The sequence below is a fragment of the Xanthomonas sp. NCPPB 2866 genome, from assembly GCF_041475745.2.
Lineage (GTDB): Bacteria > Pseudomonadota > Gammaproteobacteria > Xanthomonadales > Xanthomonadaceae > Xanthomonas > Xanthomonas arboricola.
This window is the reverse complement of record NZ_CM192975.1, coordinates 2,877,058-2,889,697: the sequence shown is the minus strand read 5'-3', so window position 1 is coordinate 2,889,697 and position 12,640 is coordinate 2,877,058. Positions and strand designations below refer to the sequence as shown.

9 protein-coding genes are annotated in these 12,640 nt (G+C 66.8%); 7 read left to right on the top strand and 2 right to left on the bottom strand.

Annotated features, from left to right (window positions below):
* Window positions 1-232: 232 nt before the first annotated feature.
* The gene (locus tag ACCQ04_RS12340) at window positions 233-1,990 is read left to right on the top strand and encodes a glycoside hydrolase family 9 protein (RefSeq protein WP_226427645.1); all 1,758 of its coding nucleotides are present in this window, start codon (window positions 233-235) and stop codon (window positions 1,988-1,990) included.
* A gap of 306 nt (window positions 1,991-2,296) precedes the next feature.
* On the opposite strand, the gene upp is transcribed toward ACCQ04_RS12340, so the two are convergent.
* Window positions 2,297-2,929 (bottom strand): uracil phosphoribosyltransferase, encoded by a 633-nt coding sequence (upp, locus tag ACCQ04_RS12335; protein ID WP_024940024.1) that lies wholly within the window; start codon window positions 2,927-2,929, stop codon window positions 2,297-2,299.
* A 151-nt stretch (window positions 2,930-3,080) separates the two neighbouring features.
* Between upp and ACCQ04_RS12330 the strand changes: the two genes are divergently transcribed.
* From ACCQ04_RS12330 to ACCQ04_RS12315, 4 genes are all read left to right on the top strand, one after another.
* A complete protein-coding gene (locus ACCQ04_RS12330; RefSeq protein ID WP_226427646.1) occupies window positions 3,081-5,642 on the top strand; it encodes a TonB-dependent receptor in 2,562 nt (853 codons plus the stop codon).
* The gene (locus ACCQ04_RS12325) at window positions 5,639-6,775 is read left to right on the top strand and encodes a phytase (protein WP_372358531.1); all 1,137 of its coding nucleotides are present in this window, start codon (window positions 5,639-5,641) and stop codon (window positions 6,773-6,775) included. The genes ACCQ04_RS12330 and ACCQ04_RS12325 overlap by 4 nt, the downstream gene beginning before the upstream one ends.
* A complete protein-coding gene (locus tag ACCQ04_RS12320; protein ID WP_226427647.1) occupies window positions 6,772-8,157 on the top strand; it encodes a purple acid phosphatase family protein in 1,386 nt (461 codons plus the stop codon). Before ACCQ04_RS12325 ends, ACCQ04_RS12320 begins: the two co-directional genes overlap by 4 nt.
* Before the next feature lie 233 nt (window positions 8,158-8,390).
* A complete protein-coding gene (locus tag ACCQ04_RS12315; RefSeq protein ID WP_226427648.1) occupies window positions 8,391-9,098 on the top strand; it encodes a glycosyltransferase family 32 protein in 708 nt (235 codons plus the stop codon).
* A 243-nt stretch (window positions 9,099-9,341) separates the two neighbouring features.
* Here the strand turns inward: ACCQ04_RS12315 and ACCQ04_RS12310 are convergent, their stop codons facing one another.
* Complete coding sequence (locus tag ACCQ04_RS12310; protein ID WP_226427649.1) at window positions 9,342-10,838, bottom strand: aminotransferase class III-fold pyridoxal phosphate-dependent enzyme; 1,497 nt, start codon at window positions 10,836-10,838, stop codon at window positions 9,342-9,344.
* Window positions 10,839-10,959: 121 nt separating this feature from the next.
* Here ACCQ04_RS12310 and ACCQ04_RS12305 point away from each other — a divergent pair, with 121 nt between their 5' ends.
* Together ACCQ04_RS12305 and queA are read left to right on the top strand one after the other, a co-directional pair.
* Window positions 10,960-11,391 carry an Lrp/AsnC family transcriptional regulator gene (locus ACCQ04_RS12305; protein ID WP_016903291.1) on the top strand — a complete coding sequence of 144 codons (432 nt, stop codon included), beginning with the start codon at window positions 10,960-10,962 and terminating at the stop codon, window positions 11,389-11,391.
* 157 nt (window positions 11,392-11,548) lie between these two features.
* Entirely contained in the window at window positions 11,549-12,619 is a 1,071-nt protein-coding gene (gene queA, locus ACCQ04_RS12300) for a tRNA preQ1(34) S-adenosylmethionine ribosyltransferase-isomerase QueA (protein WP_154832196.1), read from the top strand.
* Window positions 12,620-12,640: the final 21 nt, after the last annotated feature.

Below are 12,640 nucleotides of genomic sequence, written 5' to 3'. Positions count from 1 at the left end.
GATCGAGATGTGCCTGTCCTCGTAGGCGAGGGCAGGCATGGCCGCAAGGCAGCGGGTGTTGCCCGTTGCATCTGCCGCGCCGTGCCATGGCATGGCCTGCGCGATGCTGCGGTTGGCCGCAGGTGCTCGCCACCATCGATGCAGGCACGCGACTGCAGCGATGCATTTCCACGCGGTTGGCTATGCCTGGATTGGACTTGTCGCCCTGCGCCAATGCAGCGACCATCGCGACATGAACATTTTCCAGACTCTGCTCACCGGCATGGTGATCGCATCGCCCATCGCCGCCTGCGCGGCCGACACCACCGGCGACCAGGCCGCAGCGGCAACGGGCGCTGCCATCCACGTCAATCAGCTCGGCTATCTGCCGGGTTCGGCCAAGCTTGCGGTGCTCGGATTGCCGCAAGGCGCGGCGCCCACCGCGGACCGTTTCACGGTCGAGGACGCGCAGGGCCGCCAGGTGCTGGAGGGCAAGCTACAGGCCGCCGCGCTGTGGACGCCGGCCGGCCAGCAGGCGCGGGTGGCGGATTTTTCCAGCCTGCGCGCGCCGGGTACCTACCGGTTGAAGATCGACGGGCAGCCGGCGTCCGATCCGTTCCCGATCGCGGCCAGCGCGTATCGGCCCGTGCTCGACGCATCGCTGAAGGCGTTCTATTTCAATCGCGCCAGTACTGCGCTGCCGGCGCAGTTCGCCGGGCCGTATGCGCGCGCGGCCGGGCATCCGGATACGCAGGTGCGCATCCATCCTTCGGCGGCATCGGCCACGCGCCCGGCCGACAGCGTGATCAGTGCGCCCAAGGGCTGGTACGACGCCGGCGACTACAACAAGTACATCGTCAATTCCGGCATCAGCACCTACACCTTGCTGGCCGCCTACGAGCAGTACCCGGCGCTGTTCAAGGCGCAGGCCCTGACCATTCCCGACGATGCGCCCGGCGTGCCCGGCATCCTGCAGGAGACCTGGTGGAATCTGGAATGGATGCTGGCCATGCAGGACCCGGCCGACGGTGGCGTGTACCACAAGCTCACCGACAAGCAGTTCGACGGACTGGTGATGCCCGCGCAGGCCACGCAACAACGCTATGTGGTGATGAAGGCCACCGCCGCCACGCTGGATTTCGCCGCAGTGATGGCGGCAGCCAGCCGCGTCTATGCGCCGTTCGACAAGCAGTATCCGGGCGCATCGGCGCGCATGTTGAACGCCGCGCGCAGTGCCTGGGCGTGGGCGCAGCAACACCCGGATGTGATCTATCGCCAGCCCGACGACGTGCGCACCGGCGGCTATGACGATGCGCAGGTAGACGACGAATTCGCCTGGGCCGCGGCCGAGCTGTACGTGAGCACGCGCGAGGACGGCTTCTACGACGCAATGATTGCGCGCAACGTACCGGCCAGCGTGCCGGGCTGGAGCAACGTCGGCGGCCTGGCCTGGATGTCGCTGGCCGAACATCGCGACCGGCTCACCCCGCATGCCGATCGCGCACGCATCGCGGGTGAGATCACCGGCCTGGCGCAGCGTCTTGCCGATGAGTGGCAGGCCTCGCCCTGGCGTCTGGCGATGACCGACACCGACTTCGTGTGGGGCAGCAATGCGGTGGTGCTCAACCGCGCGATGATGCTGATGCAGGGCTATCGGCTGACCCGGCAGCGGCCGTATCTGGATGCCGCGCAGTCGCAGCTGGATTACATCCTGGGGCGCAATCCGTTGGGCTTGTCGTTCGTCACCGGCGTCGGGCTGCGCAGCCCGATGCATATCCACCATCGCCCCTCCGAGGCCGACGGCATCGACGCACCGGTCCCCGGCTGGCTGGCCGGTGGTCCGCAACCGGGCCAGCAGGACGCCAAGGACTGCAAGGTGGCGTATCCCTCCAGGCTGCCGGCACTGTCGTACCTGGACAACACCTGCAGCTATGCCAGCAACGAGGTGGCGATCAACTGGAATGCGCCGCTGGTGTATGTGAGTGCGGCGATCGAGGCGTCGACGCGCTGAGGTGGGCATTTTTCAACGCAACGAACGACGCCGCGGCTGTTCCTTCTTCCACCGGGAGAAGGTGGCGCGTAGCGCCGGATGAGGGTGCGCCGCCGGGGAGCTACCAATGCCGGCAATGACAAACGCGTCGCCACGCGCCGTCAGAAGTGACTCCCCGACTGCTTCGCTCGACGGACCTTCACCCCAATCCCCACTGCGCGCCCCCGGCCCGCGCTTGCGGCGCGGGCGCTTCAAGGCACGCGCGCCAATGGCGCGCAAGCGGAGTCTTCTCGCCCCGCAGGCAGAGGGGCGAGAAGACACCGCAACTCACTCCACCCGCGTTCCGAAGATGCGGTCGCCTGCATCGCCCAGGCCGGGCAGGATGTAGCCCTTGTCGTTGAGGTGGTCGTCGATCGCGGCGGTGTAGACCTCCACGTCCGGATGCACGGCTTCCAGTGCCTTGAGGCCTTCCGGTGCGGCGACCAGGAAGATGCCCTTGATCCGCCGCGCGCCGGCGCGCTTGAGCATGTCGATGGTGGCGATCAGCGTGCCGCCGGTGGCTAGCATCGGGTCCAGGATCAGTGCATCGCGTTCTTCCAGGCGGCCGGTGAGGCGTTCGAAGTAGGGCACCGGCTGCAGGGTTTCTTCGTCGCGCTGCAGGCCGACCACGCTCACGCGCGCGGCCGGGATCAGCGCCAGCACGCCGGGCAGCATGCCCAACCCTGCGCGCAGGATCGGCACCAGGGTGATTTTTGCGCCGGCAATCCGCTGCACGGTCACCGGGCCGGCCCAGCCGGGTTGCACGTGCGATTCGGTGTCCAGATTGGCGGTGGCCTCGTAGGCCAGCAGCGTGCCCAGCTCGGTGACCAGTTCGCGGAAGCCCTTGGTGCTCAAGGCAGCATCGCGCAGCAGACCGATCTTGTGCTGGACGAGGGGGTGACGCACTTCGACGATTTTCATGGGCAGCGACAGGCGGGAGAGACCCACAGTGTGCCGCAGCCGGCGGCAGCGTCGCCACACATTGCGCGTGATCGCGCTTGCATATGTCATGTCAGTGAAACGTCGTAGACATAGTGTGCCCACCCATTCTTAACCGATTGGGGAAGCACCCGTGTTGAACAAGACTCCGCTGTGCCTGGCGATCACGCTGACGTTGGCGGCGGCCGCGTGGAGCCCGCTTGCGCAGGCGGCCGAGGGTGCGGCAGCTGCCACCGGTGCATCCGGCGCGGCGGCCATCGATCTGGAGCGCCTGGAAGTGCGCCCGCAGGTGGAATCGCAGGTGCGCGCAGTCGATCTCAAGCGTGGCTCCGATGCGATCCAGGATGCGGTGGCCTCCGATGCGATGGGCCGCTACCCCGACAAGAATGTTGCAGAATCCTTGCAGCGCCTGCCCGGCGTCAGCGTCACCCGCGATCAGGGCGAGGGCCGCTTCGTGGTGATCCGCGGCCTGGATTCGGCGCTCAACAGCGTCACCATCGACGGCATGACCATGGGGACGCCGGAAGACGGCACGCGCTCGGCGCCGCTGGACGTGATTCCGTCCGACTCCACCGAACGCCTGAAGGTGGTCAAGTCGCCGACCCCGGACATGCCGGGCGATTCCATCGGCGGTGCGATCCAGGTCGAGTCCACCTCCGCGTTCGATCGCGATGGCCGCACCCTGCGCGGCTCGATCGAAGGCAGCCACCAGTCGCTGTCGGGCAAGACCAGCCCCAAGGGCGCGTTCAACTACAGCGATATCTTCGACGGCACCTTCGGCGTCGCAGTGGGCGTGAACTACCAGGACCGCGAATTCGAATCCGACAATACCGAGGTGGCCTACGACAGCTTCGACGGCGGTGCGGCCGACGATCTGTTCGCCGGCGAGGTGCAGCGCCGCAAGTACTTCATCGAGCGCACCCGCATGGGCGCCAACCTCAATCTGGACTGGCGCCCCGACGCGGACAACCGCTATTACCTGCGCACGCTGTACAGCCGCTTCGACGATGCCGAAACCCGCCAGCGCACCATCTTCGGCCTGGCCGATGGCCAGGTCAGCGCCAATGGCGATGGCACTTACGAGGTGGCCGATCTGCCGGCCGATTCCATCTCCAAGCGCGTGCGCTACCGCACCAAGAAGGAGGACACCATGGCCTTGAGCGTGGGCGGTGAAAACCGTCTGAGCGCGGCCACGGTGGATTACAAGCTGGGCTACACCAAGACTACCGAGCGCGTGAACGACGAGATGGAGGCGCGCTTCAACTATGACGGCGACGATCTGTCGGCCACGGTCGATCAGAACAGCGGCATTCCGCGCCTGGGCTTTTCCGACAACGGCTGGCAGAGCAACGACGATTTCGTGTTCGACCGCTTCGTGCTTGCGCCCAAGCGGGTGGACGACAGCGAGCGCAGCGCGCAGATCAACGTGCGCTTCGACGGCGAGCATTCCAGCCTGAAGATGGGTGTGCTCGGCCGCTGGCGCGAGCGCGATGTCAATGTGGACGAAAGCGAGCTGCGTCGCGGGCCGGCGATCGATCTGAGCGACTGGACCACCGCCGCGCCGGAACACCGCGGCGGTACCCTGGGCGAAAGCATCGGCTCGGACGGCATGCGCCGTTACTGGAACACCTCCGGCAATCTGTACAGTGCGCGCCCGCAGGATGTCGGCGGCAATCTGCAGACATCGCTGCAGGACGATTACAAGGCCACCGAAGACGTGTTCGCCACCTATGTGATGGGCACCTGGGATATCGGTGCGCTGCGCGCGATTGCCGGTGTGCGCGTGGAAAACACCCAGTTCGATGCCACCGGCAACCAGGTCGACGTGGCCGAGAACGGCCGCACCGCCACGGTGACGCCGCGCGAAGCCTCCAGCAGCTACACCAACGTGCTGCCTGGCCTGCATCTGCGCTACGACACCGGCAATGACTGGGTACTGCGGTTTGCCGCCAACAAGACCTTGTCGCGGCCTGCGTTCGGCGATGTCTCCCCGCGCTTGAGCATCAATCGCGGCGACAACGAGGTGAACGTCGGCAACCCCGATCTCGATCCGTATCGCTCCACCAACCTGGACCTGTCGTTCGAAAAATACATCGGCAGCACCGGCCTGATCTCGCTGGGCGTGTTCAACAAGTCGATCGACGACTACATCGTGCAGACCATCAGCACCAACGATGCCGAGTTCCCCGACCTGCAGGTCACGCGCTCGATCAACGGCGACACCGCCAAGGTGCGTGGCGCCGAATTCAACTGGCAGCAGGCGCTGGACTTCCTGCCCGAAGGCTGGAACGGCCTGCTGGTCGGCGCCAGCGCCACCGTGCTGGACAGCGACTTCGATCCCGGCCTGAGCGATCGCGCCGGCGAGGACTTCACCTTGCCGCGCTCGTCCAAGCGCATCTACAGCGGCCACCTGGGCTACGAAAAATACGGCTTCAGTGCGCGGGTTGCGGCGGTGTACCGCAGCGAGTACCTGGACACCATCGGCGAAAGCCGCGCGTACGATATCTATGTCGCCCCGCATACGCAGCTGGATTTCAGCATGAACTACCAATTCAACAGCCATGTCAGCCTGTATCTGGAAGCGCAGAACCTGCTGGACGAACCGCTGGAGCTGTACCAGGGCGTGCCCTCGCGCACGCTGCAGAACGAAGAATACGGCCGCACCTATGCGCTCGGCCTGAAGGTGGCACTGTGATCGCAACGCGCACGCGGCTCCACACAACGTTACTCCACACCACGCTGCTCGCCAGCGCGCTGGCGCTGACCGCCTGCGCCAGCGCACCGGCCGACCGCGAAGCCGACGAGGCATTGCTGAAAGACCCCTTGCTCAGCGAGGCCAAGGTGGCGCATGAAGTAGTGCCGGAGGCCTTCATCACCGCGCTGACCCCGGCCGACAATCTGGATTCGCCGGCCAGCTGGAGTGCGCCCGATGGCCGCCGCTGGTTGATCGCCACCGCCAAGGCCACGCATGCGCTGGTGGTGTTCGATGGCGATAGCGGCAAGCGCCTGCGCGTGGTCGGCGGCAAGGGCAAGGCCCTGGGCAAGCTGGATCGCCCGAACGGGATTTCGGTGGTCGACGATCTGGTGTTCGTGGTCGAGCGCGACAACCGCCGCGTGCAGGTGTTTGCGCTGCCCGACTTCAAGCCGCTGACCAGCTTCGGCCAGGACGAATTGCGCGAACCCTACGGCCTGTGGGTGCGCAAGCACGACGGCGGCTACGAGGTGGTGGTCAGCGACAACTACATGTCTCCGGCCAACAAGGATGTGCCGCCGCCGGTGGCCGAACTCGGTCAACGCTTTCGTCGCTATCAATTGAACAAGGCAGGGCAGGGCTGGCAATCGCGGCTGACGCAGAGCTTCGGCGATACCAGCGACGCGGGCGCAGTGCGCATTGCCGAGTCGGTGTTCGGCGATGAAGCGCATGCGCGCCTGATGATTGCCGAAGAAGATGTCGCCGTGGGCACACAGTTGCGCGAATACGGCATGGACGGACGCTACCGCGGCCGCAATGTTGGCAGCGGCCTGTTTAAGGCGCAGGCCGAAGGCATGACGCTGTTTGCGTGCAAGGACGGCAGCGGCTACTGGATCGCCACCGATCAGTTCAAGGACCGCAGCGTGTTCCAGGTATTCGATCGCCAGAGCCTGGCGCATGTCGGTGCCTTCGCTGGCCGGGTGACTGCCAATACCGACGGCGTGTGGCTGGATCAACGCGGCGATGCGCGCTTTCCGGGCGGGGTGTTCTACGCCTTGCATGACGACCAGGCGGTGGCGGCATTCGACTGGCGCGATATCGCGCGCACGCTGCGCCTGAAAGAGTGCGCGCCATGAGCGCGGCACGTGCGGCGCTGTCTGCAGCGCTGTTGCTGGTGGCGATGGCGGGCGGTCGATCGCTCGCCGCTGAGAAAGCCCAAACCGCCGAACCCAACACCCAGGTGCCGGCGGGCTCCACCCACTATGTTGCCGATGGCTTCCCGGACCGCATCGTCGCCACGCCCGCGCAGGCGGCGGCGACCGGTTTCGCGGTGGCCTGGCGTACCGATGCCAGCGTCGACCAGCCGTGGCTGGAACTGGTGGTTGCCGGCGACTCGCCCGACCTGGGTACGCCGCGCCGTATCCGCGCCAGCACCGCCACGCTGGCCAGCGAAAACGGCAGCTCGCACCACCACCGCGCCGACATCGACGGGCTGAAGCCGGACACGCTGTACGCCTACCGCGTGCAGGGCAACCGCACCTGGGGCGCGTGGAATCATTTCCGCACCGCCGCCAGCGCCGACACACCGCTGACGCTGCTGTACTTCGGCGACACCCAGAACAAGAACCTCAGCCTGGTCTCGCGGGTGATTCGCCAGGCCTGGCGCAGCGCACCGGACGCGCGGCTGGCCCTGTTTGCCGGCGACCTGGTCAGCGGCAAGGACGGCCAGGACGACAACGAGTGGGCCGAGTGGTTCGAAGCCGGGCGCTGGTTGCTGGAAGGCACCGCAGTGGCACCGGCGCCGGGCAATCACGAATATCACGAAGAGGGCGAGGACACCCCGCAGGCCACGCGCACGCTCGGCAACCACTGGCCGGTGACCTTCGCCCTGCCGCGCAACGGGCCGTCGGCCACGGCGCGCACCAGCTACTGGTTCGACTATCAGGGCGTGCGCATCGCCGTGCTGGACGGCACCTCGGTGCTGGATCTGGGCACCGGCCCGGCACAGGCGCAGTGGCTGGACACGGTACTGGCCGACAACCCGCACCCGTGGTCGATCGTGCTGATCCACCAGCCGTTCTTTTCCCCGCGCGCCGATCGCGAGAACCAGAAGCTGGTCGAGCAGGTGCTGCCGGTGATCCGCCGCCACAACGTCGATCTGGTGCTGCAGGGCCACGACCACACCTACGGCCGGCGCGGCGATGACGCAGGGCAGGCGACGCCGGTGTTCGTGGTCTCGGTGGCCGGGCCCAAGCAGTACCGGCTCTCGGACATGGCGCGCAAGACCATGCGTCCGGTCGGCGAAGACACCCAGCTCTATCAGGTGCTTCGCATCGACAACCAGAAGTTGCGTTACGAGTCGCGCACCGCCACCGGACGTCTCTACGATGCGTTCGAGCTGGAGCGCGGCAGCGATGGCGGCAAGCGGCTGGTGGAGCAGGAAGCCGGGCGCATCGCACCGCGCGATTGCCCGCGCAGCGCAACCCTGAAGGGACGCGCAGACCGTTGCTGGGAGTGAGGCACAGGACAGCAGCGTTGCGAGACCCGCCGTACCGGATGACGAGGCTGTGAGCGAACTTCGGTTCTGGATTGATGACGCGAATCGGCGGCAGGCGTAACCATTTAAAATTGTGAATTACGTCACACTAATAATGGGACTACTGTTGCGGCTAACCGGAGCTCCATCCGGGTAGCCGGCTTCGGTGCGGTGCTTCGATGGAGGTCTGGTTCCCCCAGCCCCGAGAAGCCCCCATGATCCCCCACGTGTTCCATCTCACTGCGCCGACCAAGCACCTGCTCTGGGAAGAGCGCAAGATCCAGGCCCGCCTGCAGCGGCTGCTGCCGGGCTGGACCTGCCATGTCTGGGACGACGCCGACAACTCCGCACTGATGCGGCGCGCGTTCCCGGAATTCGCCGACCGCTACGAGGCGATACGCTTCGGCGTGATGAAGGCCGACATCGCCCGCTGCGCCTATATGCACAGCTACGGCGGGTTCTATTTCGACACCGACTACAAGCTGCTGCGCACGCTCGACGCGGACGTACTGGCACAGCAGTGCGTGCTGCCGATCGAAGAGGGCGCGCCCGGCAACGAGCAGTTCAAGATCGGCAACGCCGTGTTCGGCTCGGAGGCAGGGCATCCGTTCTGGCGCGCCTTCATCGAGCACATCTTCACCACGCATGCGCCCGAGATGCTGGAAGACCACCGGCAGATTCCGATGATCTCCGGCCCGCGCGGCTTGACGCGTTTCTACAACGCGCACGCCGGCGAGTTTGCCGGCATCGTGTTCCCGGCGCGCGATGCGTTCCATCCGGATCGCACCTGGTTCGGGCTCGGCCACCGTGGCGGCACCGTCGCGGTGGGCTCGCACCTGTGCTGGGCGTCCTGGCGCGGCAAGTCGCCACGCCGGGCCGTGACCAATTACCTGCGCCGCAAGCTGAGCGCCGTGCCGATCTGACCGGCTGGGCAGCACATCGCCGCGACAGCAAGGGCGCGCGGTGAGCTCGGGGGCGGCGCGCCTGCCCGGCGCGCAAGGACTGCCTGCGTCGCCTGGCGTTCAAGCGACTCACAGCACCACGGCGCCCACCAAGCGGTGTGCGCGGATGGTGCTGGGATTCGGCGGGTACCGCTCGGATACCGAAGCTTCTGCGCGCCGTCCGCTCACACCTGAGGACGGCTCGCCACGTTCGGTTGGTGGCTCTCAGGCCGCCTCGGCCTGGGCCTGGCGCGGACCTTCCTTCAGTGCACGCGCGATCAACCCGACCAGCAGATCGAGTTCGTCTTCGCCCATCGCAAAGTGCGGGGTGAAGCGCAGCGAATTCTCGCCGCCATGGATGACGTTGACGCCGTGATGGCGCAACCACTCTTCGGTGGAACCGGCGCCATAGCACTTGAATTGCGGCGCCAGCTCGCAGGAGAACAGCAAGCCGGTGCCCTGCACCTTGGTGATCAAACCGCCCAGCTCGGATTGCAGTGCTTCCAGCTTGGCGATCGCCTGCGCGCCGCGGGTGCGGATGTTCTCGCGCACCTGCGGGGTGAACAACGCCAGCGTGGCGCAGGCGACATCCAGCGCACGCGGATTGGTGGTCATGGTGTTGCCGTAGGTGCCCTTGCGGTACACCTGCGCGGCGTGTTCGGTCACCGCCAGCACCGACAGCGGGTACTGCGCAGCGTTGAGCGCCTTGGAATAGGTCTCCAGGTCCGGCGGGTCGAGCTGCTCGAAGCCGGGGTAATCCACCACCGACAGCACGCCGTGCGCGCGCAGGCCGGCCTGGATCGAATCCACCAGCAGCAGGCTGCCATGCAGGCGGGTCAGTTCGCGCGCCGCGGCATAGAACGCGGCCGGCAATGCGCGGCCCGGGTCGCCTTCGCCCATCACCGGCTCCAGGAATACCGCCTCGATGAACCAGTGATTGCGTGCGGCCTCGTCGAAGGCGCGCTGCAGCGCCGCCACGTCGTACGGCGCGATCGCGATCACCGAGTCTTCGTCGCGGTAGCTGGCCAGGTACTTGGTGTAGGTCTTGCGGCTGGAATCGGAATACAGGCCGGGGCGGTCGGTACGGCCATGGAAGCTGCCCTTGACCACCACGCGCTTGATGCTGGCACCAGCGTGGCGCGCGCCCGGGTCGGTGTGCAGCTTGGCGTTGGTATCGACGATGCGCGCGGCCAGACCGACCGCTTCGGAGCCGGAGTTGAGACACATGAAGCGTGCGAACGGACAGCCGCCGCGGGTATGGCCGATCTCGGCGCGCAGGGCGCGGTCGAGCCGGCGCTGCGCCAGGCTCGGCGTCATCACGTTGGCCATCACCTGCGGACGCGCCATCGCCTCGAGCACCGGCGCGGGGGTGTGGCCGAAGCCGAGCATGCCGTAGCCGCCGGCGTCGTACAGCACCGCGCCCTTCAGCGTGATCACCCAGGGCCCGCGCGCGGCCAGCGCCACGTACGGGGTCACCGCATCGTCGGCATAGAAATTGATGAAGCCGTCCTGCACCGCACTGATCTGTGCGTCTTCGTCCAGGTCCAGCAGGTCGGCGGCCTCCGCGCGCACCTGCGCGTACTCGGCGGCCGCGGCGTCGATGGCGCGTGCAAGATCCGGGTGGTTGGCGGCCAGACGCACGATGCTGGCATCGTCCAGGCCATCGGTCAGGCGGCGGCCGGCGTGGGCACGCAGCGGGGCGAGCGGGGCGAGGACGGACATGGCGCATCTCCTGCAAGGTGGCGTTCCCTTCCTATTATCGGCAGAAGATCGGCGTTTGGCAGCGTGAATCCGGGCAGGAAGTGGGGTATTTTCGTCGAATCGACGAACCAATTGGGCAAAAGTGAAAATCACTCCCTCCGACGAACGCCTGCTGTCGCTGCTGCGCGAGGACGCGCGCGCCTCCACCGCGCAGATTGCGCGCCGGCTCGGGCTGTCGCGCACCACCGTGCAGAGCCGGATCGAAAAACTCGAACGCGACGGCGTGATCAGCGGCTACACCGTGCGCACCCACGACGCCTACGAACAGGGCCGCATCCGCGCGCATATCCTGATCACCGTGCTGCCCAAGAAGATGCCGGCCGTGGTCAAGGCGCTGCGCGACATCCCGCAGGTACGCCTGCTGCACTCGGTCAGCGGCGCCTACGACCTGATCGCCCTGGGCGTGGTCGGCGGCGTCAACGAGATGGACGTGCTCACCGACGCCATCGGCGCGATCGACGGCGTGGAGCGCACGACGACGTCGATCATTTTGTCAACGAAGTTTGAGCGGTGAGAGGCGGGGATTGGGAATTCGGGATTGGGGATTCGTAAAAGCGGGCCGCTTGCGTCCTAAACGTTCCGGTCCGCGGATCCTGCTCTTACGAATCCCGAATCCCCAATCCCCGCCGCAGTTACAATATCCGGCTCCTCAGCCATCCGATCCTGCGGCCTTGAAGAAGTCCGATTTCAACTATTCGCTGCCCGACGAGCTGATTGCCCAGGCGCCGTTGGCCGAGCGGGCGGCCAGCCGCTTGCTGGTGGTGCCGCCGTCGCCGCAGGCGCTGGTCGACCGGCAGGTGCGGGATCTGCCCGAGCTGCTGCAGCCGGGCGATCTGCTGATCTTCAACGATACCCGGGTGATCCCGGCGCGGTTGTTCGGGCAAAAGGCCAGTGGCGGGCGGGTGGAAATCCTGATCGAGCGCCTGCTCGGCGAGCGCGAGGCGCGGGTGCAGATCGGCGCCAGCAAGTCGCCCAAGGCCGGCAGTTGGATCGCGCTGGACGCCGGCGGCCAGGCCGAGGTGCTGGGCCGCGACGGCGAGTTCTATCTGCTGCGTTTCGAGATCCCCACGCCGCTGGAGCACTGGCTGCTGGAAGCCGGGCGCCTGCCGCTGCCGCCGTACATCCGCCGCGAGCCGGGAGTGGAAGACCGCGAGCGCTACCAGACCGTTTTCGCGCGCGAGGTCGGTGCGGTCGCCGCGCCCACCGCCGGGCTGCATTTCGACGAGGCATTGCTGGCACGCCTGCGCGAGCGCGGGGTGGAGTTCGGCCATGTCACCTTGCATGTGGGCGCCGGCACCTTCCAGCCGGTGCGCGTGGATGCGCTCGACCAGCACGTGATGCACACCGAATGGCTCAACGTCGGTGCCGCGCTGGTCGAGCAGGTGCGCCGCACCCGGGCCCGCGGCGGCCGCGTCATCGCGGTGGGAACCACGGTGGTGCGCTCGCTGGAAAGTGCCTGGCGCACCAGCGATGCCGCGCCCGAGGGCGAACTGCTGCCATTTGCCGGCGAAACCCAGATCTTCATCCTGCCCGGCTACCGCATCCGCAGCGTCGATGCGATGGTCACCAACTTCCATCTGCCCGAAAGCACGCTGCTGATGATGGTCTCGGCCTTCGCCGGCCGCGAGCGCATCTTCGCCGCCTATCAACACGCCATCGAACAGCGCTATCGCTTCTTTTCCTACGGCGATGCGATGTTGCTGTGGAGCAGGGATTGGGGAGTCGGGAGTGGGGATTCGTAACAGCACTCCGCTCGCCGCCTT

Bases quoted from the DNA above. Each gene is read 5' to 3' on its own strand.
- ACCQ04_RS12340 (WP_226427645.1), top strand. From the start codon at position 233: ATGAACATTTTCCAGACTCTGCTCACCGGCATGGTGATCGCATCGCCC.
- upp (WP_024940024.1), bottom strand. From the start codon at position 2,929: ATGAAAATCGTCGAAGTGCGTCACCCCCTCGTCCAGCACAAGATCGGT.
- ACCQ04_RS12320 (WP_226427647.1), top strand. From the start codon at position 6,772: ATGAGCGCGGCACGTGCGGCGCTGTCTGCAGCGCTGTTGCTGGTGGCG.
- ACCQ04_RS12315 (WP_226427648.1), top strand. From the start codon at position 8,391: ATGATCCCCCACGTGTTCCATCTCACTGCGCCGACCAAGCACCTGCTC.
- ACCQ04_RS12310 (WP_226427649.1), bottom strand. From the start codon at position 10,838: ATGTCCGTCCTCGCCCCGCTCGCCCCGCTGCGTGCCCACGCCGGCCGC.